Source organism: Streptomyces sp. O3 (genome assembly GCF_054788135.1).
The window spans coordinates 1-25533 of sequence record NZ_JBTVYK010000054.1 but is presented as its reverse complement, the minus strand read 5'-3'; the positions used below and the strand labels follow the sequence as shown (position 1 = coordinate 25533).

19 protein-coding genes are annotated in these 25533 nt (G+C 71.9%); 7 read left to right on the top strand and 12 right to left on the bottom strand.

Annotated features, from left to right (window positions below):
• The first annotated feature begins 3 nt into the window (after positions 1-3).
• Positions 4-768: a hypothetical protein gene (locus ACX6XY_RS24065; protein WP_460334509.1), complete on the top strand. Its 765-nt coding sequence runs from the start codon at positions 4-6 to the stop codon at positions 766-768.
• A 75-nt stretch (positions 769-843) separates the two neighbouring features.
• On the opposite strand, the gene melC2 is transcribed toward ACX6XY_RS24065, so the two are convergent.
• The 4 genes from melC2 to ACX6XY_RS24045 all read right to left on the bottom strand — a co-directional run bounded on the left by melC2 (position 844) and on the right by ACX6XY_RS24045 (position 5936).
• Complete coding sequence (melC2, locus tag ACX6XY_RS24060) at positions 844-1671, bottom strand: tyrosinase MelC2 (protein WP_460334506.1); 828 nt, start codon at positions 1669-1671, stop codon at positions 844-846.
• A gap of 25 nt (positions 1672-1696) precedes the next feature.
• Positions 1697-2119 (bottom strand): apotyrosinase chaperone MelC1, encoded by a 423-nt coding sequence (melC1, locus tag ACX6XY_RS24055; RefSeq protein WP_460334503.1) that lies wholly within the window; start codon positions 2117-2119, stop codon positions 1697-1699.
• A gap of 304 nt (positions 2120-2423) precedes the next feature.
• Positions 2424-5033, bottom strand: a complete 2610-nt coding sequence (locus ACX6XY_RS24050; RefSeq protein WP_460334500.1) for a bifunctional FO biosynthesis protein CofGH — start codon at positions 5031-5033, stop codon at positions 2424-2426.
• Between the two features lie 60 nt (positions 5034-5093).
• Positions 5094-5936: a TIGR03619 family F420-dependent LLM class oxidoreductase gene (locus ACX6XY_RS24045; protein ID WP_460334498.1), complete on the bottom strand. Its 843-nt coding sequence runs from the start codon at positions 5934-5936 to the stop codon at positions 5094-5096.
• A 201-nt stretch (positions 5937-6137) separates the two neighbouring features.
• Here ACX6XY_RS24045 and ACX6XY_RS24040 point away from each other — a divergent pair, with 201 nt between their 5' ends.
• The gene (locus ACX6XY_RS24040; protein ID WP_460334496.1) at positions 6138-7304 is read left to right on the top strand and encodes an ADP-ribosylglycohydrolase family protein; all 1167 of its coding nucleotides are present in this window, start codon (positions 6138-6140) and stop codon (positions 7302-7304) included.
• 59 nt (positions 7305-7363) lie between these two features.
• On the opposite strand, the gene ACX6XY_RS24035 is transcribed toward ACX6XY_RS24040, so the two are convergent.
• Positions 7364-8149: an SDR family oxidoreductase gene (locus tag ACX6XY_RS24035; protein ID WP_460334493.1), complete on the bottom strand. Its 786-nt coding sequence runs from the start codon at positions 8147-8149 to the stop codon at positions 7364-7366.
• A 125-nt stretch (positions 8150-8274) separates the two neighbouring features.
• On the opposite strand from ACX6XY_RS24035, the gene ACX6XY_RS24030 reads away from it, so the two are divergent.
• Positions 8275-9129 (top strand): hypothetical protein, encoded by an 855-nt coding sequence (locus ACX6XY_RS24030; RefSeq protein ID WP_460334490.1) that lies wholly within the window; start codon positions 8275-8277, stop codon positions 9127-9129.
• Between the two features lie 131 nt (positions 9130-9260).
• On the opposite strand, the gene ACX6XY_RS24025 is transcribed toward ACX6XY_RS24030, so the two are convergent.
• The 3 genes from ACX6XY_RS24025 to ACX6XY_RS24015 all read right to left on the bottom strand — a co-directional run bounded on the left by ACX6XY_RS24025 (position 9261) and on the right by ACX6XY_RS24015 (position 11644).
• On the bottom strand, positions 9261-9470 hold the full coding sequence (locus ACX6XY_RS24025; protein ID WP_460334487.1) for a DUF397 domain-containing protein: 210 nt from the start codon (positions 9468-9470) through the stop codon (positions 9261-9263).
• 213 nt (positions 9471-9683) lie between these two features.
• Positions 9684-10550 (bottom strand): helix-turn-helix domain-containing protein, encoded by an 867-nt coding sequence (locus tag ACX6XY_RS24020; RefSeq protein WP_460334485.1) that lies wholly within the window; start codon positions 10548-10550, stop codon positions 9684-9686.
• A gap of 329 nt (positions 10551-10879) precedes the next feature.
• Positions 10880-11644, bottom strand: a complete 765-nt coding sequence (locus ACX6XY_RS24015; RefSeq protein WP_460334483.1) for a GOLPH3/VPS74 family protein — start codon at positions 11642-11644, stop codon at positions 10880-10882.
• Between the two features lie 249 nt (positions 11645-11893).
• Between ACX6XY_RS24015 and ACX6XY_RS24010 the strand changes: the two genes are divergently transcribed.
• Both ACX6XY_RS24010 and ACX6XY_RS24005 read left to right on the top strand, forming a co-directional pair.
• Entirely contained in the window at positions 11894-14044 is a 2151-nt protein-coding gene (locus ACX6XY_RS24010; protein WP_460334481.1) for a D-alanyl-D-alanine carboxypeptidase family protein, read from the top strand.
• Between the two features lie 201 nt (positions 14045-14245).
• A complete protein-coding gene (locus tag ACX6XY_RS24005) occupies positions 14246-16162 on the top strand; it encodes an MFS transporter (RefSeq protein WP_460334478.1) in 1917 nt (638 codons plus the stop codon).
• Positions 16163-16258: 96 nt separating this feature from the next.
• Here the strand turns inward: ACX6XY_RS24005 and ACX6XY_RS24000 are convergent, their stop codons facing one another.
• The 4 genes from ACX6XY_RS24000 to ACX6XY_RS23985 form a co-directional block, all read right to left on the bottom strand.
• Complete coding sequence (locus tag ACX6XY_RS24000) at positions 16259-17104, bottom strand: MerR family transcriptional regulator (protein WP_460334559.1); 846 nt, start codon at positions 17102-17104, stop codon at positions 16259-16261.
• A gap of 197 nt (positions 17105-17301) precedes the next feature.
• A complete protein-coding gene (locus tag ACX6XY_RS23995; RefSeq protein ID WP_460334476.1) occupies positions 17302-18048 on the bottom strand; it encodes an SDR family NAD(P)-dependent oxidoreductase in 747 nt (248 codons plus the stop codon).
• A gap of 192 nt (positions 18049-18240) precedes the next feature.
• Positions 18241-19164 (bottom strand): NADP-dependent oxidoreductase, encoded by a 924-nt coding sequence (locus tag ACX6XY_RS23990; protein ID WP_460334474.1) that lies wholly within the window; start codon positions 19162-19164, stop codon positions 18241-18243.
• A 59-nt stretch (positions 19165-19223) separates the two neighbouring features.
• Positions 19224-22280 (bottom strand): AfsR/SARP family transcriptional regulator, encoded by a 3057-nt coding sequence (locus ACX6XY_RS23985; protein WP_460334470.1) that lies wholly within the window; start codon positions 22278-22280, stop codon positions 19224-19226.
• 148 nt (positions 22281-22428) lie between these two features.
• Between ACX6XY_RS23985 and ACX6XY_RS23980 the strand changes: the two genes are divergently transcribed.
• Positions 22429-23076 carry a hypothetical protein gene (locus ACX6XY_RS23980; RefSeq protein ID WP_460334467.1) on the top strand — a complete coding sequence of 216 codons (648 nt, stop codon included), beginning with the start codon at positions 22429-22431 and terminating at the stop codon, positions 23074-23076.
• A 104-nt stretch (positions 23077-23180) separates the two neighbouring features.
• Positions 23181-25352 (top strand): TerD family protein, encoded by a 2172-nt coding sequence (locus tag ACX6XY_RS23975; RefSeq protein ID WP_460334464.1) that lies wholly within the window; start codon positions 23181-23183, stop codon positions 25350-25352.
• Positions 25353-25533: the final 181 nt, after the last annotated feature.

Here is a 25533-nt window from a genome sequence, read left to right as displayed (position 1 = left end):
CGTATGACCGATCAGCCGACGATAAGCACCCTGACCCTGCGCCACAGGATTCCCTCCGATTGGACGGCGGATCCCTGGGCTGAGGTACGGCCTCTGCTCGACGGCGTTGACGTACTGAAGGAGGTTCACCCGGAAGGGATGGCGCCCAGTTGTCGGCACTGGACGGGGCCGGCCGAGAGCTGGCCGCTGGCGGTCACGGAGGAACCCCGCCGGGTCATGATCACTGAGCCGACCTGCACGGCCGGCTGTTGCGGAGCCCTGTACGTCACCATGCGCCGCGAAGGCGGTTGGGTGATCTGGGACGCCTGGGAGAACACCAGCGACATCACAGCGGTACCTCCGGACTTCCGTTTCGATGTCGCCCAGTACGAGACCGAACTCGCGCGGGCTGCGGCGGACCGCAGTTGGGAAGAGCCGGTGGACGCCATCGCCCGGCTTCTCGCGCAGACCCTCGCGGACAGCGGCTGGTTCGAGCGGTGGGGGTGTGTCCTCACGAGTGTCGCGCCACGACGCGAGGAGCCCGGCCTGCCTGAGGAGCTTGCCAGTCCCGAGGGCGTTGACGTCGAGTTCCATCAGGTCCGGGGAGTGGGCACGCGGGCGAGTCGTTACCGATACGAGTTGGTCGTCAACCGTGATCAGCCCGTGGACGAGCAGGCGCGGCGGTTCGCGGACCGTATTCTGGCGGATGATCCGCGCAAGACTGCGGAGGCAGAGCACTCCGTCAGCGGCCCATCACGAAATGCCGGGGTTGGTGGCACTGGTGCATGAGCGGGACTTCCCTAGCCGGACGCCTGCTGGCGGGTGCGGGCCCGTGCTGCCTGCACGGGCCCGCACGGTGGGGTGTTACGCCGCGGTGTCGTAGGTGTAGAGGGGGGTGTGGTTCAGCATCTCGGACGGGGTGACGTCGTTCCAGGGGCGCATGGTGTCGTGCAGGTCCACCACGTTGGGGGTGCCCCCTGTGGGCAGGTAGGGCGAGTCGGGGTGGCGCCGCTGCCAGTCGGACCAGAGCTTGTCTATGAAGGTGTGGTGCAGCCAGAACACCGGGTCGTTGGGGGAGGTGCCGGTCGCCATCTGGCCGCCGACCCAGACATGGACGCGGTTGTGCAGGTTGACGCCGCGCCAGCCCTCCAGGTGGTTGCGGAAGCCGTCGGACGCGCTGTTCCAGGGAGCGGTGTCGTACGTCTCCATGGCGAGGACCGAGTCGACCTCGGCGCGGGTCGGGAGCCCGCGCCAGCCGGAGGCGAGGGAGCGGCGCAGGTAGTCGCGGCCGTCCACGCGAACGGTGATCTCCCAGCGGCCGCCGCTGTACGCGAACGGGCCGTCCATGACCTGGCCGTCGCGGCTGCGGCCGGTGCCGCCGAGGAAGTCCGGGGCCCAGAGCGAGGAGCTGGTGGTGCGGTCCGCCGTCCAGTCCCAGTAGGGCAGGGCGACGGTCGGGTCTATGGACTGCAGGGCCTCCTCGAAGTCCAGGAGGAATCTGCGGTGCCAGGGCAGGAAGGACGGCGAGCGGTGTCCGACGCGGTCGCCGTTGTCGGTGTCGCTCATGATGAACTCGTTGTGGGTGGCGACGAACGGGTCGTAGCGGCCGCTCGCCTTGAGTTCGAGCAGGGCGTTGACGAAGGCGCGCTTCTCGGCAGCGGTCAGCTGGGACTGGTTCTTGCGTACGGTCATGAGGGTGAGTCCTGGCCTTCCGGGTTCAGGCGGTGAACGGGACGAGCTCGGCGCCCTGGAGCTCCCGCACCGCGGCGCGGGCGGTGGCGCGCGGCGTGGCGAGGGGCTCGTAGTGGTTGATGACGCTGATCCAGGTGCCGTCGGCGTTCCGCATCAGGTGCAGCTCCTGGCCGTCTACGTACACGGCGTAGCCGCCGTGGCGTCCGCCGCCGTGGTGTCCGCCGTCGCGCGAGGGCGCGCCCTGGATGCGGCGGCCCTGGTAGACCTCGTCGAACGGTTCCAGGTCGGGCGAGGCGGAGCCCTGGGCCCGGTCCCGGCCCTGGTCCTGGGCCGCCGCCTGGCGGGCGGCGGCCAGCGCGGGTCCGGCGATCACCGGCCCGGCGGCCGTGGCGGCCGCGACGGTGCCGACGACGGCGCCCAGGGCATGGCGGCGCGTGATTCTGGACATGGGAAAGTCCCCCCAGTCGGTGCGTGGTCAAGTGCACCCAGGGCCGTGGTCGGCGGCCCCGGTCGGCATATGCCTATCGGGGATCGATACTCGGAGGGAACCCTCCGCATTCCGGACGAGCCAGATGCGGACATGTCGCCGTACATCATGCAGAGTTGAACAAAGTTGATCTTGCGGCGCGGATGCCCTCTGTCCGCGTCCGGTGGGAATTCTTGCGGGAGATGTGGCCGTCGTGTGAAGACTCTTCCGTTGTGGGGCGATGTGTGTGGCGGGCGTCACTTCGCGAAACTGGCCATAAATCGTCTTAGTCCACGAGCGGGAGGAGCTCCGGCAGGTGGCCGTCCGACGCCGCCGCCGCGCGCTGGCGTTCCTCGGGGACCTCGCCGTACAGCGTGGTGCGGGGTCTGGCCGGGCGGCCCGCCGCTTCCGCGATCGCGGTCAGGTCCCTGACCGAGCGGTAGGAGCCGTAGGACGAGCCCGCCATCCGGGAGATGGTCTCCTCCATCAGCGTGCCGCCCAGGTCGTTGGCGCCCGAGCGGAGCATCTCCGCCGCGCCGTCCGTGCCCAGCTTCACCCAGCTGGTCTGGATGTTGGGGATGTGCGGGTGGAGCAGGAGGCGGGCCATGGCCATCACCGCGCGGTTGTCGCGGGCGGTCGGTCCCGGCCGGGCTATCCCCGCCAGGTAGACCGGGGCGTTGGTGTGGATGAAGGGGAGGGTGACGAACTCCGTGAAGCCGCCGGTCTCCCGCTGGATCTCCGCCAGCGTGCGGAAGTGGCCCAGCCAGTGGCGGGGCTGGTCGACATGGCCGTACATCATCGTCGAGGACGAGCGGATGCCCAGCTCGTGGGCGGTCTTGACGACCTCGATCCAGGTGGCGGCCGGCAGCTTGCCCTTGGTCAGGACCCAGCGCACCTCGTCGTCGAGTATCTCGGCCGCCGTGCCGGGGATGGAGTCCAGGCCCGCCTCCTTCGCGGCGGTGAGCCACTCGCGGATCGAAAGCCCGGTCCTGCTCGCGCCGTTGACGACCTCCATCGGCGAGAAGGCGTGTACGTGCATGCCGGGTACGCGCTGCTTCACGGCGCGCGCGATGTCGAAGTACGCCGTGCCGGGCAGATCCGGGTGGATGCCGCCCTGCATACAGACCTCGATCGCGCCCACCTCCCAGGCCTGCTCGGCGCGGTCGGCGACCTGGTCGAGCGAGAGCGTGTACGCGTCGGCGTCCGTGCGGCGCTGGGCGAAGGCGCAGAAGCGGCAGCCGGTGTAGCAGACGTTGGTGAAGTTGATGTTCCGCGTGACGATATACGTGACGTCGTCACCCACCACCGACTCGCGGAGGTCGTCGGCGACGCGGCAGAGCGCGTCCAGCGCCGGGCCGTCCGCGTGCAGCAGGGCCAGCGCCTCGTCGTCGGTGAGGCGGGTCGGGTCGTCGGCCGCCTGGCTGAGCGCGGCGCGTACGTCGCCGTCGATGCGGGACGGGACCATGCCGGGCGCGGCCTGCTCGCGCAGCGCCTCCCAGTCGCCGTACACCTCGTCGAAGTCGTCGCGGCGGTCCGCGGTGCGGCCGGTGGTGTCGATGGTGCGGTGCAGGTCCGTGCGGCCGGCGCCGCCGCTGGCCGTGAACCCCTCGTCGGGCTCCTGCCAGGGCAGGCCACGCGGGTTCACGTCACGGGCCAGGCCCGCGTCCGGGTCGGCCAGGGCGCGGACGTGCGGCAGCAGCCGCGGGTCGAGCCAGGGCTCGCCGCGCTGGACGAACTCCGGGTAGACGCACAGGCGTTCGCGCAGCTCGAAGCCCGCGGCGGCCGAGCGCTCGGCGAGTTCGTCCAGCTGGGGCCAGGGCTTCTCGGGGTTCACATGGTCCGGGGTGAGGGGCGAGACGCCGCCCCAGTCGTCGATCCCCGCGCCGATCAGCCGCTCGTACTCGCCGTCGACCAGGTTGGGCGGGGCCTGGAGACAGCCGGACGGGCCCATGAGGAGCCGGGCGACGGCCACCGTGGCGACCAGGTCGTCCAGCTCCGCGTCCGGCATCCCGCGCATCGCCGTGTCCGGCTTGGCGCGGAAGTTCTGAATGATCAGCTCCTGCACGCCGTGGTACGCGCGCGACACCCGGCGCAGCGCGAACAGCGAGTCGGCGCGCTCCTCGTATGTCTCGCCGATGCCGATCAGCAGCCCGCTGGTGAAGGGGACGGACGAGCGACCGGCGTCCTCAAGGACCCGCAGCCGCACGGCCGGTTCCTTGTCCGGAGAGCCGTAGTGCGGGCCGCCCGGCTCGCTCCACAGCCGCTCGGCCGTGGTCTCCAGCATCATCCCCATGGACGGCGCGACCGGCTTGAGCCGCTGGAAGTCCGTCCAGGACATCACTCCGGGGTTGAGGTGCGGCAGCAGCCCCGTCTCCTCCAGGATCCGGATCGCCATCGCGCGCACATACGTGATCGTGTCGTCGTAGCCCTCGGCCTCCAGCCACTCACGCGCCTCGGGCCAGCGGTCCTCCGGCTTGTCGCCGAGGGTGATCAGGGCCTCCTTGCAGCCCAGTTCGGCCCCGCGCCGGGCGATCGCCAGCACCTCGTCGGGCGACATGAACATCCCGTGCCCGGCGCGCCGCAGCTTCCCCGGCACGGTGGCGAACGTGCAGTAGTGGCACTTGTCCCGGCACAGCCGGGTGAGCGGGATGAACACGCTCTTCGAGTACGTGATGACACCGGGCCGCCCGGCCGCCGCGAGACCCGCGTCCCGCACCCGCGCCGCCGAGGCGGCCAGGTCCGCGAGGTCGTCCCCGCGCGCCTGGAGCAGCACGGCCGTCTCGGTGGCGTCGAGCGCGACGCCGTCCCGCGCGCGCCTGAGCGCGCGCCGCATGGCGTTCTCGGTCGGGCGTACCGGCGTCGGGCGCTCCGGTTGTCCGGGCTGGTGATCCGTCATAAAACGAGCATACGAGCGACCGCTGACAGCATGTGTGGGAAGGCGGCCAGCACTGCCCGTTCACAGGTACTGGCTGTACTCGTCCAGGGCCCGCAGGACCTCCGGCTCGTCCCCTGGCGGCAGTTGCAGCACGACCTCCGACACGCCCAGCTCCGCGTAGTGCGCCAGTTTGCCGGGCGTCGGCCGTACCGCGTACGGGACGACCTCGGGGACGCCCGCGCGGCCCGCCGCCGCCCAGGCCTCGTGCAGCGCCGGGAGCGTCTCGGTCAGGCCCCGGCCGCCGATGGGCAGCCAGCCGTCCGCGTACTCGGCGATGTGCGCGAACAGCCGCGGGCCCGCGCCGCCGCCGAGCAGGGTGCGGGGCCCGACGACCGGGCCGCGCGGCTCCCGCACCGGCTTGGGGAAGGCGTGGCTCGCGCTGACCGCGCCGAACTCGCCCTTGTACGCCGTGGGCTCGGCCGCCCACAGGGCGCGCATCAGGGCCATGCGGTCCCGTACGAGGGCGCGCCGGGTGCGCCAGTCCACGCCGTGGTCGGCGGCCTCCTCGACGTTCCAGCCGAAGCCGAGACCGAGCGTGAAGCGGCCGCCGGAGAGATGGTCCAGGGTCGCGGCCTGCTTGGCCAGCACGATCGGGTCATGCTGGGCGAGCAGCGTGATGCCGGTGCCGAGGCCGAGTCGGTCCGTGACCGCGGCCGCCTGGCCGAGCGCCACGAACGGGTCCAGGGTCCTGCCGTACTCGCGCGGGAGGTCGCCGCCCATCGGGGCGGGGCTCTGGCGGCTCACCGGGATATGGGTGTGCTCGGGCAGATAGAGCCCGGCGAAGCCGCGCCGCTCCAGCTCGCGTGCGAGCCGTACCGGCGTGATCGTCTCGTCCGTCAGGAAGATGGTCGTCGCGATGCGCATACGGGGACCTCCGGGCCGGTGCAGGCGGGTTCGGTGTGTAGACGGGTTCGGTGTGTAGACAGGTTCGGTGTAGACGGGCTCGGTGCAGACGGGTTCGATAGTGCCGGGTCGCGCCGCCGTCCGGACCCCTCCAAACGGGCGTTCCTGTTCGATTACAGTGCGGGGGCACTGTGGGGTACCGCGTAGGGAGGGAGGGGCGCGATGGGCGGAGTGGCCACGGGCATCTGGGGCCGGGCGGAGCAGCAGGACTTCCGCAGCAGGGTGCGCGGCACGCTGCTCGGTTCCGCGCTCGGCGACGCGCTCGGGGCGCCGCTGGCCGGGCTCGGTCTGGACGCGATACGCACCGCGCACGGCCCGGACGGGCTCACCGACCTCGCCCCCGCCTACGGCAGGCGCGGCGCGGTGACCGCGGCGACGCAGCTCGGTCTCTTCACCGTCGACGGTTTGATCCGCGCGCAGGTACGGCGGGACACCGGGGCCTGGCATCCGCCCACCGACGTACACCGCGCGCACCGCAGGTGGGTGGCGACCCAGCGCGAGTGGGGACCCGACGAGCGGCGTAAGGACGACGGCTGGCTGGCGCGCGAGGAGTGGCTGTACGCGCGCCGCGCCCCGGACCGCGCCTGCCTGCTCGGGCTCGCGGACGAGGCGATGGGCACGCTGGAGGCGCCCCGCAACCCCGCCGAGTCCGGCGCCGGGGCGGTGATGCGGTCCGCGCCGTTCGGGCTGCTGGTCGGCTGGGAGCCGCAGTTGGTCCTCCAGTTGGCCGTCGAGTGCGCGGTGCAGAGCCATGGCCACCCCGTCGCGTATCTCGCCGCGGGGGCGCACGCCCTGCTCGTGCACGGCCTCGCGCGTGGCGAGTCCCTGGACGGCGCGGTCCAGCACACCCTGGCCCTGCTGGCCGCCAGGCCGGGGCATGAGCCGGTCAGCGCGGCACTGCGGCAGGCGCTGGGCGCGGTGCGGCAGGGGATGCCGAGCGCGGCGCGGGTCGAGGCGCTGGCGCTGGGCGACAGCGACGCGGCGGCTGGCGGCGCTGGTGGCGCTGGTGGCGGTAGTGGCGGTGGCGCGGGGGATGTGCTCGGGGCCGCCGTCTACGCCACGCTGGTCTGCGAGGACATCCGGCACGGGCTGACGCTCGCGGTCAACCACGGGGGAGACTCGGTGGCCACCGGGGCGCTGGCCGGGGCGCTCCTCGGCGCCCTGCACGGTGAGACGGCGCTGCCGCCGGGGTGGATCGCGGAGCTGGAGGGCCGTCCCACGATCCTGTCGCTCGCGGACGACTTCGCCATGGAGATGACACAGGGACCCGCGCTGCACGGTCCGGGCGCGTCGGCTCCGGGCTGGCTGTCCCGCTACCCGCGGCTGTGACGCTGGGGCTCCGCCCCCGATCCCGTTCGTCCTCAATCGCCGGATGGGCTCGATATGCCCTACCTCATCACCTCCCCGGCGTTCACCAGCAGCGACTGGCCCGTGATCGACCGGGCCCGGTCCGACGCCAGGAAGACCGCCGCGTCCGCGACGTCCCCGTCCGTCGCCAGTTCCGGGAGCGCCATGCGCTCCGTGAGCCGGGCCAGTACGTCGGTCTCCGGCACGCCGTCGCTCTGCGCGGTGAATCGCACATAAGCCTCCACCGGCGGGCCCCACATCCAGCCGGGCAGCACCGTGTTGACCCGGACGCGGTCCGGGCCCAGCTCCCTGGCCAGGGAGTACATCGCCGACGTGAGCGCGCCCTTGGACGCCGCGTACGCCGCCTGCCGCACCTGTGAGGGCGCGACGACGGACGACTGCGTACCGATGATCACGACCGCGCCGCCGCGCTCCCGCAGCGCGGGCAGACAGGCGCGCGTCATGCGCAGCGTGCCCAGCAGGTTGACGTCGACGACCCGCTGCCAGGTCGCGAAGTCCGCGTCCGCGAGCCCCCCGAAGTAGCTGTCCCAGGCCGCGACATGGACCACCGCGTCGAGCCGTCCGAACCGTTCGAGCGCCAGCGCGACGAGCGCCTCGCACTGGGCCTCGTCCGTGATGTCGGTCGGCCGGAACGCCGTGGCGCGGCCGTCGGGGTCGATCGCGGCCGCGGTCTTGGCGAGGTTCGCCTCGGTCCGCGCGCCGAGCACGGCCCGCCCTCCGTCCCGTACGACCGCCGCCGCGACCTCGTGGCCGAGCCCGGCGCCGACCCCGGAGACAAGTACGGTCTTCCCCTGCAACAGCCGCACGGACGCCTCCACGAGTCAGGGGTCCTGGAGTCTGGCGCATTAATTGACGGACCGTCAGAGTAGGTCCGTTCGGAGGAAGAAGGAAGACGAGGGAAGACGAAGGAAGAGGAAGAGGGGGCACGCTGGTGGGTGACGAGACGCGCAGTGAGGTGTACGCGGAGCTGGCGGCCGTGGGGCCGTACGGGACGCGTCCGGGGCACGCCCTGATCACCATGGTCGAGCCGCATCCGGGCCACGAGTACGCGTACAACCGCTGGTACGAGGACGACCACTACTACGCGGGCGCGATGGCCATGCCCTGGATGTTCGCCGGACGCCGCTGGGTCGCCACCCGAGATCTCCGACTCCTGCGGTATCCGGAGGAGTCGGCCGTCGCGCGGCCGGTGACCGCCGGGTGCTATATCTCCACGTACTGGATCACCGACGGGCGCTACGACGACCACATGAAGTGGACCGTCGGCATCAACAAGCGGCTCAACCGGGACGGCCGGGTGTACCGGGACCGCACGCACGTCTTCACGTCCTTCCAGGACCACCTGGCGACGGTGTACCGGGACGGGGCGGCGGGTCCGCGTGACCGCCACGCGCTCGATCACCCCTACCGGGGGCTGGTCCTCGAAGTCGTCGACGCCGAAGGGCCGGGGCGACGCGATGAGTTGCTGGCGTGGCTGCGGGACGAGCGGCTGCCGCGCAGACTGGCGGCGAAGGAGGGCGGCGCCGTTCCGGCCGCGATGGCGGTGGTGTTCCGGCCGACTCCGCTGCCGGGAGACCGGATGTCGTACGTGAAGCAGGTCGAGGGCGTCGATACGCGGCTGACGCTGCTGTGGTTCCTGGAGGCGGACCCGAGGGAGTGCTGGGACGAGCACTTCGCGGGCCAGGCGGACGCGGTCGCCGAGTCGGGCCTTGGGCGGGTCGAGTTGGTCGCGCCGTTCGTTCCGACGGTACCGGGCACCGATGCCTACGTCGACCAACTGCGGTAGCCCCGTAGCCCCGTAGTCTCGGTAGCCGTCGTAGGCGGTGGCGGACAGCGCCGAGCCCCCTCGGCCGGGACGGCGGGCCAGTCGAGAGGGCTCTTCGATGGTGCGTGGGTCCGGGGCGCGAACTCTCCGCATCAGACGAGGTCGGAAGCCTCCCCGCCGACCTGTCCGACGAACGCGTTCCAGGAGGCCGGGCCGAAGGCGAGGGCCGGGCCCTCGGGGGCCTTGGAGTCCCGCACGGCGATCGCGTGCGGCACGGGGGACTTGACTTCCACGCACGCCCCGTTTCCGCCGGAGTACGACGACTTCGTCCAGGTGTCCAGGGTTCCCTGCTGAATTGCCATTTTCGCTCCGCAAGTCAGTTGTCGAGTGTCGAGATTCGGTCCGTCGACGAATTCGTTTTCGTCGACGTGATCGACGCTACTCGCCAACTTGGCTGAGTGAACCAGCCATTCACTCGACAGGATGGCATATTCCAGGTAGGTCTTCCCTCTTGACGCTGTCACGGTGTACGGTTCGGCGTCTTCCGGTGCGGGTGGTCCTTAACGGCACTCCTGTTACGTCTGCGCCCTCGCGTATCCCTTCGCGATGTCCGTGATGAACTGGCGGGTTTGGTCCACATTCAGGGCCTGTGCCCGCAGATGCTCGTACATGACGCTGTATTTCTGGACGTCTGGGGCCTTTTCCAGATAAAGGTCACTGGTGACGCCCTCGATGTAGACGACACTGGAGTCGGCGGCCTCCGGGAACTCAAGCACGGCGTACTGGCCGTTCACGCCGGGGTGCGCCCCCATGGCGAACGGCATCACCTGGACCGTCACATGCGGCAGTTGCGACACCTCCACCAGGTGTTCCAGCTGTTCGATCATCACCTGACGGTCACCGACGACCCGGCGCAGGGCCGCCTCGTCGATCACGGACCACAGCCGCAGGGGGCTCTCGTCGTCGTTGATCCGGTCCTGGCGGCGCATCCGTACCTGGACGCGCTTCTCGATGTCGGTCGGCGTGGTCTCCGGCAGCGCGCCGGTGATCAGGGCCTCCGCGTACGAGCGGGTCTGCAGCAGGCCCGAGACGACCTGCGGCTCGTACACGCGCAGCGACGCCGCGTCCGTCTCCAGACCGATGTAGACGCTGTACGGGATGTCGCCGTACGCGTGCCACCAGCCTTGCTGGCGGCTGTCCTTGGCCATCTGCATCAGCGAGTCGACGATGCGGCGGTCCTCGACCTCGTACACGCCGCACAGGTCGCGGACGTCGCGCTGGCTGATGGAACGCCGGCCGTTCTCCAGGCGGCTGATCTTCGACTGGGAGACCAGCAGACGTTCGGCCACCTCCTCGGCCGTCATGCCTTTGAGCTCGCGGAGCCGACGCAGCTCCATGCCCAACCGGCGTCGTCTGACGGTGGGATTGACGTTGGACGCCACGAGAAGTGCACCTCCGGCTGAAGCCTCTGCTTTGCGTATCTGCTGTTCTGCTGTTGAGCAGATTGCCACCAAGTGGTGACTCAGCGCTGGGAAACGCCGGATGGTGTGCGACGGTGTTCGATGACGTATACGGCGACGTACGGCGACGTACGGCGTCGTACGGCGACGTACCCGGCTCGGACCGTGCGGACGGCGGACCGTGCGGACATGCGAGCGCGCGGGGCGGTGGACCGGCCCGTCGTCCTGGACGGGGCCGGTCACCGCCCCGCGCTCCCTAGCGGCTCCCGAACGCGAACGGGATGGGGACTCACACGGTGCGCTGGCTCAGTTCAATGGGCCACGGCTCGGGCCATGGAGCCCCGGCGTGGCTGCATGGGGACACCGTTGGCGTTGGAGCCCACGGTGTCCGGTGCGGCGGTGGACCGGGCTGGTTGGCGGCCGCCCGGAGCCGGCGAGCGGCGTGGCTGTGCGGCCACGCCGTTCTGGACGTCCATCACGGCGTGCGCCACGAGACCGCCCATAGGGTCGTGCCTGATCAGATCCCGGAGCCGGGAGCGCGACGAGCGCCCCTCGTTTCCCGGATAGAGGTGCTTGCCGAGTCCGACCGCGTGGGCCAGCGCGGCGAGCGCCGCGGTCCGCGGATCCGGCGGTACGCCGGTGCGGATCGCCGAGTCCAGCCGGGCCTTGATCTCCCGGCTGATGGCCGTGTCCGTCGCCTGGTAGCGAGTCGTCGGCAGCACCCCGCACATCTGGCCCTCGACGGCATGCACCATGCCGCACCGCTCCAGATGCGAGAGATACGTCTGGCGCAGCCCCAGGCGGGGCCCGCCGATCCAGTTGACCGCGCGTACCGGAGCGCCACGCCTGCGTAGCAGTTCCAGTGCGCAGTCCAGCGTCGGATCTCCAGTCGGCCGTGGTACCACCACGGCGATACGATCCCCGTCAGGGGCTATCCGTCCGGCCATCGCCAGCTCTACTAGCTGCGCTCCGGCCAGACCGAGGTCGAGCGACTGCGGCTGCGCTGTGGTACCCGTGGTCGGGTCCAGAGCGAGCAGCAGAAGCTCCTCCGGAATTGTTCTGCGGCTCCTGCCCATCCATGCCTCCCCGCGTGGATGAGTGACAGGGTGACCCCTCTCACATTCATCTGTCGAGAGCACGTGGGTGGTTCGTACGGGAACCGGCAGGTATGTCGTTCTCGTCTACCACGAGGGGCAACCCCACACACAGGACACTGGTACATGGTTCGGACACGAGGTTCGGACGCGCGGGGCGCTCCCGCGAGGCACGAGGCGTACGGGCGTACGGGCGCAAGACGCATTTAAGGCGCATTTGAGGAGGCATCGGTGGCGGGCGAGACCCCCGACAGGTCGGAGCGGCGGGAGAGCGATCCCCGGCTCGCGGTGTTCCGGGACACGCCGGACGGTGGCGACGCGGAGCCCAGCGCCGACGCGGAGCCCGCTTCGGAGCCCGCAGAGCTCTCAGAGGCGTCAGAGCCCTCAGAGCCCTCAGAGCCCTCAGAGCCCTCAGAGCCTGAGGACACGCGGCTGCGGGCGGCGGTGGCGGCGTGGGTCGCCAGGGCGGAGCCGGACGCGGGCGCTGCTGACGCCGACGCCGCCGACAGCGCTGAGCGGGATGCCGACTCCGCCGCCGACTCCGCCGCCGACACCGACGTACCGGACCCGGACGGGGAGCGGCCGGACGGGGAGCGGCCGGCCGAGGACAGGTCTGGCGAGCCGGGTGAGCCCGACGCGAAGGTCTCCCCCGCCGCTGACGCCGAAAGCGCCGAGGGGGACGAGGACGGCGCGGGCGCGGAGGGCACAGGGGGCGTGGACCAGGCGACGGCCGTGTTCAGCGCCGTCCCCGCGCCCGCGCGCGGTGAGGACCAGCCGACCGCCATGCTGAAGACCGTGCGGCCGGAGGCCGACGCCGAGCGGACCAGCAAGTTCGTCGCGCTCAAGCCGCTGGAGGAGTCAGACAGGGCCGCCGTGGCCGCCGGGGCGGCCGGAACCGGGAGCGCCCAGGCGGCGCGGCCGCAGTCGCAACCGCAACCAGCCGCGCGGTCCGCAGCCGAGCCCGAGCCGCACGCCGAACCCGCTGCCGACCTCACCGCTGAACCCGCCGAGCGGACCTCGCAGCAGCCGCTGCCGCCCCAGCCCCCGCTCGACCTGCTCGCCGAACTGACGAACAGGCCGCCGAAGCCGGAAACCCCGCTGCGCAACGCGCTGCGCCGGGTCAAGATCTGGTCGCCGCTGGTGGTCCTGGTCGCGATCATCTTCGTGGTCGTCCAGGCCGTGCGCCCGCTGCCCGCCCCCAGTATCGAGCTCACCTCCGCCGAGTCCTTCACGTTTGAGGGCGAGAAGCCGTCGATGCCCTGGCCGACCGAGGGCCAGGCGGTCGTCGAGGTCGACGGGCTCGGCAGCCTCGGCACGTACGGCGAGCAGAAGCCGATCCCGATCGGCAGCGTCGCCAAGACGATGACGGCGTACGTGATACTCAAGGAGCACGAGCCCGACGAGACCCTGACCGTCGACAAGCAGGCCGAGGACGACTACGTCAACGGCCTCAAGGGGAACGAGTCGGTGGTCAAGGTCAAGGAGGGTCAGGAGATCACCGTCCATGAGGCGGTCCAGGCCCTGATGCTCCCGTCCGCGAACAACGTCGCGCGGCTGCTCGCCCGCTGGGACGGCAAGGGCGACGCGGAGGCGTTCGTCGACAAGATGAACAAGACCGCGAGCGACCTGGGCATGGCGGACACCACCTACACGGACCCCAGCGGTCTTGAGGACAGCACCGTCAGCTCCGCCGCCGACCAGGTGAAACTGGGCAAGGCGGCGATGGACATCCCGGTGTTCAAGAAGATCGTGCGCAAGCCCACGTACGACTCGACGACCTCCGGCAAGGAGGAGCGCAACTACAACAAGCTGATCCCGTGGTACGGCGTCGTCGGCATCAAGACCGGCTCCACCACCAAGGCAGGTGGCAACCTGCTCTTCGCGGCTGAGAAGAAGATCGGCGGCAGCACCCAGCTGATCATCGGCGCGGTGTTCGGGCAGCACGGGGTGCCGATCCTGGACACGGCGGTCGACAAGAGCCTGGAGCTGATCCAGCGCACGCAGCAGCTCCTCGAAGCGGAGACTCTGGTCAAGAAGGGCGACGTCGTGGGCGTCGTCGACGACGGTCTCGGCGGTACCACCCCGGTGGTCGCCACCAAGGACGTCGCCGCGGTCGGCTGGCCGGGCCTGACCGTCGAGCTGGAGCTGACCGACGACGGCAAGACCCTGCCGCACTCCGCCGAGGCCGGAACGGAGGTCGGCGTACTGACCATCGGCGGCGACGGCGGCGGTGGCGGCGAGGGATCCGGTAGTGAGGGCGAAGGCGAAGGAGAGGGCGACGGCGAAGGCGAAGGCGACAAGGACGCGGTACGCGTGCCGGTGGCCCTCCAGAACGACCTGGCGGAACCGGGCTTCGGCCAGAAGCTGACCCGAGTCGGCTGACCCAGGTCACCGACCGCCCTCGGCCGGACGCCATACGCGGGACCAGCCCTCACCGGGGCTCCCTCTGTCGGTCGCGCGTGCTAGCGTCGCGAGGATCGGGCGGGGACGCGACAGCCAGCATGAGTCAGTACGGGGCAGCACGACGGCCAGCACGCGGCCAGCACGACAGTCAGCACGGGAACGACGCGGGGAGAGCCTTACGTGGCCACTGTGGGGCCGACGCGCGCGGACGACGACGCCAACTCTGACGAGAGTGCGGCCGCCGCGCGAATACGGCTGCCAGAGCAGCGCAAGAGTGCCGCGGCCGCCTCAGACGTGGGCGCGGGCGTGGGCGTGGGCGTGGGCGTGGGCGTGGGCATGGACTCCGGCACGCCGCACCACCCAGGCGGGACCGGCCAGTCAGGCGCTGCACTGTTCCGTCGCGTGCTCCGGCATCCGATCACCCTCGTCACCCTCGTCGCCGCCGTACTCCACATCGTCTGGTTCTTCACGTTCGCCAACAGCGGCGGCGACCTCGCCGCCCAGGACGCCTGGGCCGAGTTCGTCGGCCGCCACCCGGCGTCCGCGTACAACCTCGCCTGGTACGGCGGGATGCACCCGGTGTCGTACAGCGTGGTGTCGCCGTACCTGATGCACGTACTCGGCGTGCGGACCACGATGATGATCGCCGGGACCGTGTCGGCCGGGCTGCTCACGCTGATCCTGATGCGCTGCCGGGTGGTCAGGAACCCGCTGCCCGCGGCGTTCGCGGGCGTCTTCGCGCTGTTCTGCAACGCCGTGTCGGGCCGGGTCACCTTCGGCCTCGGCACGATGTTCGCGCTCGGCGCGGTGGCCGCGGTCTTCTGCTGGCCGCACCGGTGGCGCACCAAGCGCTGGGCCAAGGCCGCCGTGGCCGCCCCGCTGGCGGGGCTCGCGACGGCCGCGAGCCCGGTGGCGGGCCTGTTCACCGGTCTGGTCGCGGCCGCGCTGTTCCTCCAGGGCAGGCGTCCTGGCGCGTACGCGCTGGGTCTTGCGCCGGTGGCGGTCGTCGGCCTGTCCTGGTGGTTCTTCCCGTTCTCCGGTACGCAGCCGATGGCGATCTGGTCGGCCGTCCTGCCGATCCTCTTCGGCTGTCTCGTCTTCGCGTTCTCGCCCCAGCGGTGGGTCACGGTGCGGATCACCGCCGCGGTCTACGTCGTCAGCGTCGTCCTGGTGACCGCGCTCGAATCGCAGATCGGCTCCAACATCACCCGGCTCCCGATGCTCTTCGCGGGCGTCGCGCTGGTCGCCGCGCTGCCGTTCACCGTGCCGCGCACCCTCAAGTGGTACGCGCTCGCGACAGCCGCGCTCGGACTGAACGCCTGGATCGGCTTCAAGGCGTACGACGACCTGCGGAACACCACCCCGAAGGCCTTCTGGGCGCGTGAGCTGGCGCCGCTGCTCAACCAGCTGCAGAAGGTGGACGCGCAGAAGGGGCGCGTCGAGGTGGTACCCGCCCGCAGCCACCGCGAGGCGTCCGCCTTCGCGCCGTACGTGAACCTCGCGCGCGGCTGGACCCGCCAGGCCGACATGGGGCGCAACCCGCTCTTCTACGACGACACGCTGAACTCGGCGAACTACCGTGAGTGGCTGCACCGCTGGGCCGTCCACTACGTGGTGCTGCCCAAGGACGCGCTGGACGGCGACGGCGCGCAGCGCGAGCGCGAGCTGCTGGAACAGGGCCTGCCGTATCTCAAGCAGCTGTGGTCCGACCGGAACTGGAAACTCTTCGAGGTCAAGTCGCCCCGGCCGCTCGCCGACCCGCCCGCGAAGGTGCGGCGCGCCGGGCAGGACGGCTGGACGATCGATGTGACGGCGCCCGGCCGGGTGCTCATCCGCATCCCGTACTCGCCGTGGCTCGGGCTGGTCGACGAGGACGGCAAGCGTGTGGAGCGGCCGCGGGAGACCGAGGAGTCCAAGAACCGGGCGGAGGGCGAGCCGAAGACGTTCGACAACGTCAACGGCTGCCTGATCGAGGCCGAGGAGGACGCGGACGGCGACAAGTGGACGGAACTCCTGGCGCCGCGCGCCGGTACGTACTACCTGGGCGCGCCCTACGGGTTCTCTCGGGGCACCCCGTGCCCCGAGGAGCTTCGCTGACACGCCCTAGCGTGCCGCGCCCCCTCTAGCGTGCCGCGCCCCCCGCATCCGGTCCCGCATTCGGTCCCGCATCCGGGCCTGGACCGGCCCGTGGGCTCAGCTGGCGGGCCGCGGTCGCACGGGGAAGGCGATGTCGCAGACCTCGTCCTCGGGGCCCGCGGCGGCCCAGTCGCCGAAGTAGATCTCCCGGCAGGGCCCGGCGATCGTCAGGTCCGGCTGGCGTCCGACCCAGTCCTCGACCGCCTCGAAGGCGGAGAGGATCTGCGGGTGCGCGACCTGCGCCTTGGTGATCCGGGTGTAGGCGAGGCGCTGGGCGGGTTCCACCCGGCTCCGCGCCGTGTGGACGGTGTCGGCCCAGGCCCGCGCGGCCGCCGCGTCGGCGACCGGGACACAGGCCTCGGCCGGGCCGTCGCTCTCCTGCGTCACCTCCGCGTGGTAGACGACGAACGGCGCGCCGGTCAGACCCCCGCACGCGCGCGCCGCGGTCGTGAGCCGTTCCAGCGAGCCGCCGATGAAGGTCGGCAGCTCGTCGGCGAGGGTGTGCCGGGACTCGGCGATGACGTACTGCTCGGGTACGTCGACGACCTGGACCGTGAACCTCTCGTACATGCCATGACTCCTTCCGGAGAGTCGGTCACGGAGGTGGTCCGCCAGCGTGCGCTGTCCGGCGACGCGCCGCTCGACCTCCGCCCAGTACGCCGCGACCGCGTCGGCCGCCCGCGCGGGCGGCAGCGCCAGCACCTCGCTGATCCGCGCCAGCGGCATGTCGAGCCGCCGCAGCAGCGCGACCAGCCGGGCCCGCTCCACCTGGTCGGCGCGGTAGCGGCGGTAGCCGCTGGCCTCGTCCACGTGGGCCGGGGGCAGCAGCCCGAGGCGGTCGTACAGCCGCAGGGCCTTGGGCGACAGCCGCGTGCGGCGGGCGAACGCCCCGATGGTGAGCAGCTCGCGGTCGGCGGCGTCGGCTGGGTCGGCTGGGTCGGCGGGGCCGGTGGGGGCGCGGGCGTCGTCGTGCACGGCCTCATCCTCCGTCGCCGGGCGGGCTCTCCGCCCGGCGAAGCCAACGCTGGGCCCTGCCCCAGGGGCAAGGTCAACCCTGGGCCGGCCGGGCGGGCCGCCTGCCGCCTGAGCCGGGCGGCGGGTCACATGCCGCCCGCGACGCGCAGTACCGCGCCCGTGGCGTACGAGGCGTCCTGGGACAGCAGCCAGGACACCGCGCCGGCGATCTCCTCCGGCTGCCCGGCCCGCCCGAGCGGAATGGTGTCCGCGAGCTTCGCGGGACGCTCGGGGTCCTCGTGGAACTCGGTCCAGACGACGCCGGGCGCCACGCCGTTCACGCGGATGCCGTCCGCCGCGACCTCCTTGGCGAGACCGACCGTGACGGCGTCCGTCGCGGCCTTGGTGGCGGCGTAGTGGACGTACTGGCCGGGGCTGCCGAGGGTGGCCGCCGCGGAGGAGATGTTCACGATGGCGCCGCCGCGTCCCGACGCGGTCATCTCCCGTACCGCGCGGCGCGCGCAGAGCAGATAGCCGAGCACGTTGACCTCGATCGCGTTCCGCATGCCGTCCGCGTCGGCGTCGGCCAGGCGGCCGTTGGGGCCGCTCACCCCGGCGTTGTTGACCAGCCCGGTGACCGGACCGAGCTCGGCCGCGGCGTCGAAGAGGCGGTCGACGGACGCCTCGTCCGCGGTGTCCACGGCCACGGTGACGCAGCGGTGCCCGGCCCCGTGGAGCTCGTCCGCGACGGCTTCGGCCGCGGCGGCGTCGGAGCGGTACCCGACGACCACGGCATGCCCGTCGGCGGCCAGCCTGCGGCAGATCGCGGCCCCGATGCCGCGGCTGCCACCGGTGACGACGGTGACCGGCTGCCGCTCTCGCTGATGCTGCATCCCTGACACTCCTCGACGCTCCTCGACGCACCTCATGCGCTGGCGGTCTCTCCGCGAGGCGAGGCTCTCAGGGCGACTCCATCACACCCGTGGACCGGGGAGCGGAGCCGGTGTGGCACGGCGCGGCAAAGGACGCGGACCGCGTACGCGCGACGGGTGCGCCGCCACCGGGCGGCGCACCCTTGGGAGCCGTCAGGACACCTCAAGGACGATCTTGCCGCGGGTGCGTCCCTCCTGGCTCTGCCGGAGCGCGTCCGCGGCGGCGGAGAGCGGGAAGACCGTGTCGACCGGCACCGTCAGCTTCCCGGCGTCCGCGAGCGCGCCGAGCGCGGTCAGGTCGGCGGCGTCCGGGCGCACCCACACCAGGTGGCCGCCCTTCTCCTTGGCCTCGCCGTCCGCGATGGACACCACCCGGCCGCGGTCCTTGAGCAGCTCCTGTGAGACGTCGACGACGCCGCCGCCGACGAAGTCCAGGGCCACGTCGACCCCTTCGGGCGCCAGGGCCCGCACCCGCTCGGCGAGCCCGTCGCCGTACGTGACGGGCTCGGCCCCGAGCGAGCGCAGGAAGTCGTGGTTGCGCTCGCTGGCCGTGCCGATGACGCGTACGCCCTCGGCGACCAGGATCTGGACGGCGAGCGAGCCGACGCCCCCGGCCGCCGCGTGCACCAGCGCCGTCTCACCGGCCTTCGTGCCGACCCGCCGGACCGACTGATACGCCGTGAGCCCCGCGAGCGGAAGCCCGGCCGCCTGCTGCCAGCTGAGCGCGGCGGGCTTGCGCGCCAGGGTCCGGACCGGCGCGGCGACCAGCTCGGCGTAAGTGCCGTGCTGGACCGCGTCCTTGCGGACGTAGCCGATGACCTCGTCGCCGACCTTGTACTCGGTGGCGTCGGCGCCGACCGCCTCGACCACGCCCGCCACGTCCCAGCCGGGGACGAACGGGAAGTGGGCGTCCAGCACCGGGTCGAGGTAGCCCGCGAGGATCTTCCAGTCCACCGGGTTGACCCCGGCCGCCTTGACCCGGACCAGGACCGAGTCCGGGCCCGTCTTCGGGTCGGGCAGGTCGGTGTACTCGAGGACTTCGGGGCCGCCGTAACTCTTCGCGTTGATTGCCTTCATGATCCGGTCCAACGCGGGACGCCCCGAGGACATTCCGGACCACGGCGAAGACCACCGGATCAGCCGCGGTGCGCTCGGGCGTCGGGTATGTCGAGGACGGTCTGGAACTGCTCGCGCGCCTCGCGGATACGGCCCGCCGCCACGTAGGCGCGTCCCAGACGGCTGCGGATGTCCATCTCCAGCCAGTCGTAACTGGGTTCGGTGAGCGAGGACAGCGACTGCTGTCGGCGGAAGGCCTGGTGATGGAGAGCGATGGCCGCGCTCAGGTTCCCCGTGCCGTGCTCGGCTGTGCCCAGCCGGGTCAGGCTGCGCGCGCAGAGGAAGACGTCCCCGCACCGCTCGACCAGACGGACCGCTTCGCGGAGCATCCGCTTGGCCTCGCCGTACTGGCCGAGGTGGAGGTGGATGTCGGCGGCGCAGCTCAGGACCCTGCCGAGCATGCGCGGTCTGCCGCTCGCCTCGGCGTGGGTACGGGCTGCGGCGAAGCACGCCAGCGCCTCTTCGTACCGCTGCCCGAACTGGTGGACGAGACCCTGGATGACGAACGCCATCGCGGCGACCCAGTCATTGAGCGGCCACCGGGGCAGGTTCGTCGCCGCGGTGAGGTGGGAGAGCGCCCGGTCGCCGTCACCCACGCTCAGGTACAGAGCCCCCAGCCCGGTCAGCGCCCGCGCCTCTTCGTATGTGTACGCGTACGCGTACGCGTACGGGTCGGGGCGGAGACGGCGGAGGCGCCGTGCCTCGGTGAACAGGTCGCGCGCCTGAGGGTAGCGGCGTTGGTACAGACAGGTGTAGCCCAGGCAGTTCCGCAGGGCGATGGCCATGCGCCGGTCGGTGGCCTCGTCCGCCTGTGCGAGTGCGATCTCCAGTGCGGTCTGGCTCTCGTGGTAGCGGCCCTGTCGTACGAAGTAGTCGCACAGCGCCTCGGCGATCCAGCACGCGTAGTCGGCCTCGCCGAGGGCCGCGGCGTGTCCGACGACGTCGGTGAGTTCTCCGCCTGCCGCGTCCAGCCAGCTCTCCGCGTCCCGCCAGTCCGCGAACGGCGCGTCGGCGGGCCGGGGGCCGGTCGGGGGAGGGCCGGTGGGGAAACCGCCGGAGCCCCAGTCGCTGGCGGTCCGGGCGGCGTCCAGATAGAGGCGGAGCGCGGCCGTGCGGGCGGCGGCGGCCTCGTCGGGCATGGCCTCCGCGACGCGTCGTGCGTGCACGCGGACCAGGTCGTGCAGCCGGTAGCGGCCGGGGCGCGGCTGCTGCAGAAGGCTCGCGTCGACCAGGCTCTCCAGGACCCGCTCGGCGTCGTGGGGCGGCCAGCCGAGCATGCCCGTCGGCGTCAGCACATCGAACTCGACCGTCGGCGCCAGGCCCAGGGCCCGGAATCCGCGCTGCTGCTCGGCGGTGATCTGGTCGTACGACAGGCGGAAGGCCGCCTCCACGCTGCGGTCCCCGACGCTCAGCTCACCGAGCAGGCGTTCGTCCCCGGCCATGCGCCCCACCAGGTACTCCACCGTCCAGGTACGGCGGTTCTGCAGCCGGGACCCGGCGATGCGCAGGGCCAGCGGCAACCCGTCGCACAGCCCGGCGAGACGGCGCGTCGCCTCCGGCTCCTGGCCCGCACGGCCTTCCCCGACGAGGTGCGTGAGCAGGGACACGGCGGCGCCGCTCTCCAGGGGCTCTACGGTGACCCGCCGCTCGGCGTCCAGCTCGGCCAGCCGTCGTCGACCGGCCACCAGAACCCTGCTGCCCGCCCCTGAGGGCAGCAGCGGTCGGATCTGGTCGGCGTCCAGGGCGTCGTCCAGCACGAGGAGCAGGCGCAGCGGGCTGGTCTCCGTGCGCCAGGCGGCGATGAGGTCCTCAAGGTCGCCCGGCAGCTCGCCGCCGACCACTCCGAGGGAGCGCAACAGCCGCTGCAACACCTGCTCCGGCGACTGCCGCCGCTGTGTGCTGTGGGCGCGCAGGTCCACGAACAGGCAGCCGTCGGGGTAGTCGGCGCTGAGCTCGCGGGCGGCTCGTACGACGAGGGCGGTCTTGCCGACCCCGGCCGCACCGTCCACCGTCACGACGGACACGGATCCCGACGCGGAAGGCGCGAGCAGCTGTGCCAGCTCGGCCTCCCGCCCGATGAGGCGGCCCGCGTCGCCCGGCAGGTCATTGACGGCGCGGCGGCGCTCGCGCCGATCCGGGCCGGGAGGGGCGGGAGCGACGGAATCGGGAGCGACGGAATTGGCAGCGGCGGAGGCAGGGGCGGCAGAAGCCGGGGAGGGGGAGGAGGACGGGACGGAGGACGCGGCGGAGGACGCGGCGGAGGCACGCGCCGCCGCCGGGCCGAGGAGACGTACGTCGTCCTGGCGCAGCACCGCCCGGTGCACTCGCTGGAGTTCGTCGCCGGGGTCCACGCCGAGCTCGCGGCGCAGGCGCTCGCGCACCTCCTCGTAGACGTTCAGCGCCTCGGTCTGGCGGTCGCCTCCGTACAGGGCGCGCATCCGCAACGCCGCCAGCGACTCGTCGGACGGATCGGACGCGGACAGCGCGGCGAGTTCGCCCGAGGCCTCGGTGAACCGGCCCAGCAGAACCAGGCATTCGAGCCGCTCCAGCCGAACCGTGCGCAGGTGCTCCAGAAGCCGCCGCCGCTCGGCCTCGGCGTACGGTCCCGGCAGCCCGGCGAGCGGCTCGCCGTCGGACAGGGCGAGCGCCCTGGACAGCCGGTCCGCCGCGGTGGCCGGATCGCCGGACGCCTTCGCGCGGCGAGCGCCGTCGACGTGCTCGGCCAGATCCGCCAGGTCGAGCCGGACCCCGCCCGCGACGAACCGGTACCCGCCCGGTTCCCCGCGTATCACCGAATCCACCGGTCCGGCGCCCTCGTCGTCGAGTCTCCTCCGCAGCCCGTAGACGTAACTGGGCAGCACCTTGCGGCCGGTTCGCGGCGGTCTCTCGCCCCAGACCCCGTCGAGTAACTGGTCATGGCTCAGCAGGCGGCCGGGACGCAGCGCCAGCGCGGTCAGTACGGCTTGCTGCCGGACGGGCCCGAGAGCCAGCGGCGAACCGTCCCGCCAGGCCCGTACCGGCCCGAGCACCGCGAGCCGCAGCCGCGCCCGCGCCTGCCGACGAGCTTCCGCCCCCACCTCTAGCCTCCGCCCCGCCCCGCTCGCTACTCCCGTACACATCATCAGAATTTCATCCGCATTGCAGCGCCTTCCGCCACGGTGTGGCAAGAGCGGCGGCCGTGGGAGGGGACCGGCCGCCGCCACGACCAGAGGAAGGAACACGAACGTGACCGCTGCCAACCGGTCTCTCACGACGTTGCTGAACCAGCGAAGACTCTTCCTCACACGGGAGCGGAGCGATGCCGCCGAGATCGTGTACGTATGCGTGGACGACGGACTGCCCGGCGGCTATCCGGTCGGTTACGCCGTCCCGTCCCGCGCGGGAACCTGGTTCGCGTACGCCCGGTCCCGCCCCGGCCGCGTCTTCGCCTGCGACCAGGTGGACGCAGGCCTGCCGAGCGCCGAAGCGGCCGTACGCGCCGTCATCGACCATGCCCGCTACGGGGATGTCCTGTACGCCCTGGAACGGGGGGTCGGCTCCGACGCCACGTACACCACCGAGCTGCACCGGGACCACGCCGCCTGGCTCGTCGCGCTCGACGAGCCCGAAGGCATCACTGACCTCGGCGGCGGCAGGGTCCGCTTCACCGGCCCCGCCGTCGCCTACCTGCGCGGTCTGCCGGCCCGCCTCGGCTGCCACGTAGACCAGGAGGACCGGATCTGGCTGGCGGGCCAGCCGCACCGACTGATCCGCGAGCCCCGCCCACCGTCGCGGCCCGCCCCCGAGGAGGCCCGCACTGACCGCCGCCTCCCCGATCGCCTCCCCGATCGCCTCGCCGAGCCCGCCGACGGCTACGAGGGCCGGTTCCGCTGACGGCTCTGCTCATCCGGGGCCCCGACGGCACCGTTGATCACGCCGTCGGAGCGCGGACGAAAACTCCTGTGCGTCGGCTCGCACACCTCTGCGATCATCCCCGAATGGCGCACAGTCTCGAATCGCTGGTCATCCGGCACACCCACCGCCTTGCCTCCCCCGAGGGACCCGCCGGGGAAGGAGCCGCCGCCGCACGGCAGTTCGACGCGGCGTTGGCGTCCGTGGGCTTCAAGCTCTCGACTGAGCTGCTGGAGCGGCTGTCCGGGCTGTCCGAGACCGTAGTCGTGCACACCGCCAGGCGAACGCTGCGCACCGTGAGCGAGATGGTGGGCGACCACGTCCGGCACAACTCGTACTTCATCGACTTTCCGGCGAACGTGCCGGACACCGAAGAGTTCTGGATGCGGTGTGTGGCGAAGGCGCTCGGCGACGACGGGTCGCGCGAGAAGGTGCTGACGCAGCTGGCGCACGGGGTGTTGGACCTGCTCAGCCTCCCCGCGTACGGCCGCTACCAGCACACCTACGAGGAGATGCTCGCGGCGCAGGACGAGCTGATCGCCTCGGCGGGTGACCGGGTGACCGTCCTGCACCTCGGGCGGGACCTGGACGACGAACTCACGGACCTGTACCTGGCCCTGGCGGGCAGCGCGACGCCACTGGGCGAGGACCACCTGCGCGACCTCAAGACCCTCGCCGAGCGATGCGTGCTCGGCCCCCAGCCGGAGTCGATCCCCGTCCGGGAGAACCGGGCGGTCGTCAACGAGGCCCGCCTGGGCGTCGGCGCCGACCTCCTGCTGGACACCGTCACCGATGTGCTGCGTCTGGCCTGCGCACTGTCGGGCGGCGACGTGACGCTCCAGGAGCCGACCCGGTTCCGGACGCTGCCGCGGCCGGTGCGCCGGGGGCTGCTCGCGGGCCTCGACGCGGTGGTCGCGGCGAACCCGGCGAAGCTCGCCGATGTGCACGCGCACCGGGAGCCCTTCAAGCGGCTCGGTGAGCGTCTCCATCCGCACGAGTACCCGCGCTGGCCGCACGCCGCCGAGGTGTTCGCCGTCGCGCGGGGCGAGAAGGAGGCGCGGTCCTTCGACAGCCGCGTCGAGAAGCTGCTCGACGAGTTCGACGTCACCGGTGCGGTGAAGCTGCTGAAGTCCGCTCCCGGCAAGCTGTTCCGCACCCTGGACCGCCTGCTGCGTATCGCCGCCGGCCAGGAGGAGCGGGACGCGGTGGTGGCCGCCGTGGTGGAGGTCGCTCCCGAGGTCTCCGGCCGGGTCGTCCTCTCGGTCCGTGAGCACTTGCACAACCGGGAGCGGGAGACCGACGAACCCCGCATCTTCGTCAACCGTCGGGGCCGCGCCTGGGCGGCCCCCGACGTCCGGCCTCCGGTACCGGCCGCTGACCGCGACCGTCTGATCGCCGCACTCGACGCCGAGCTGCGCCGTCGGCTCCCGGCACCGGGCCGGCTGTTGCTCGACCCCGACGTCCTCGACGTGGCGCTGCCGCTGAGCGGCAGGGCGACCGCGGCCGGGGTCGGCGTACTGCCGCGGGGTTCGGTCTCGGAGGTCGGCGGCGAACTGCTGCGCTTCTTCGTGTACTGGAAGGAGACCGAACACCGGACCGACTACGACCTCTCCGCGCTGCTTCTGCACAGCGACTACAGCACCGACTCCTGGCTCTCCTACACGGAGCTCACAGCCGTCGGGGGTGAGCACTCGGGCGATGTCACCGAGGCGCCCGACGGGGCCTCGGAGTTCATCGACCTGTCCCTGGACCGGGTGCGCGGCACGTTCATCGTCCCGCAGGTCAACATCTACGCGGGCGAGAGCTTCGAGGAGGTCGAGGAGTCGTTCTTCGGGTTCATGCTGCGCGACGGCGAACAGAAGGGCCGCCCGTTCGAGCCGCGCACGGTGCGGATGAAGTCGGAGCTGCGTGGGACGGGCCGTGTGGCGCTGCCGCTGGTGTTCCGGCGCGGGGACGACGGCCGGTGGCGTGCAAAGTGGCTGCACCTGTATCTGAAGGGCATCCCGACGGCCAACCGGGTCGAGGAGAACCAGGTGTCGGTGTCCAAGGTGGTGCGCGCCCTCGTGGAACGCGAGCAGCTGACGGTGGGGTACCTGATCGACCTGATGTCCGGCGACACCACAGCCATGACCCTGCGGGACGGCGCGCCGGTGCCGGACGAGCCCGTGACGTACATCGGTCTCGAACGTCCCGAGGGGCTGCACCCGGACTCCCAGGTCATCACCCTCGAAAATCTGCGCGACTTGATCCCGGTCTGAGTGCTAGCGTTGCCTACGGCGAGGCCATGAAGGGGCTTCCTTCTCATTCACTCCAAATGACTCAAGTCCTTTCGCTTTCCTCGCCCTCGACGCTGCTTCGGGCGGGGGGGGGGGGGCCCCCCCGCCCCCCCCCCCCCCCCCCCCCCCGCCCCCGGCCCCCCCCCCCCCCGCGCGCGCCCCC

What these genes read in the sequence shown, in the direction of transcription:
- ACX6XY_RS24045 (WP_460334498.1), bottom strand. Translation starts at nt 5,936, where the DNA reads ATGCGCATCGCGACGACCATCTTCCTGACGGACGAGACGATCACGCCG.
- ACX6XY_RS24065 (WP_460334509.1), top strand. Translation starts at nt 4, where the DNA reads ATGACCGATCAGCCGACGATAAGCACCCTGACCCTGCGCCACAGGATT.
- ACX6XY_RS24025 (WP_460334487.1), bottom strand. Translation starts at nt 9,470, where the DNA reads ATGGCAATTCAGCAGGGAACCCTGGACACCTGGACGAAGTCGTCGTAC.
- ACX6XY_RS23995 (WP_460334476.1), bottom strand. Translation starts at nt 18,048, where the DNA reads ATGCAGCATCAGCGAGAGCGGCAGCCGGTCACCGTCGTCACCGGTGGC.
- ACX6XY_RS24040 (WP_460334496.1), top strand. Translation starts at nt 6,138, where the DNA reads ATGGGCGGAGTGGCCACGGGCATCTGGGGCCGGGCGGAGCAGCAGGAC.
- ACX6XY_RS24050 (WP_460334500.1), bottom strand. Translation starts at nt 5,033, where the DNA reads ATGACGGATCACCAGCCCGGACAACCGGAGCGCCCGACGCCGGTACGC.
- ACX6XY_RS24015 (WP_460334483.1), bottom strand. Translation starts at nt 11,644, where the DNA reads ATGGGCAGGAGCCGCAGAACAATTCCGGAGGAGCTTCTGCTGCTCGCT.
- ACX6XY_RS23990 (WP_460334474.1), bottom strand. Translation starts at nt 19,164, where the DNA reads ATGAAGGCAATCAACGCGAAGAGTTACGGCGGCCCCGAAGTCCTCGAG.
- melC2 (WP_460334506.1), bottom strand. Translation starts at nt 1,671, where the DNA reads ATGACCGTACGCAAGAACCAGTCCCAGCTGACCGCTGCCGAGAAGCGC.
- ACX6XY_RS23975 (WP_460334464.1), top strand. Translation starts at nt 23,181, where the DNA reads ATGGCGCACAGTCTCGAATCGCTGGTCATCCGGCACACCCACCGCCTT.
- melC1 (WP_460334503.1), bottom strand. Translation starts at nt 2,119, where the DNA reads ATGTCCAGAATCACGCGCCGCCATGCCCTGGGCGCCGTCGTCGGCACC.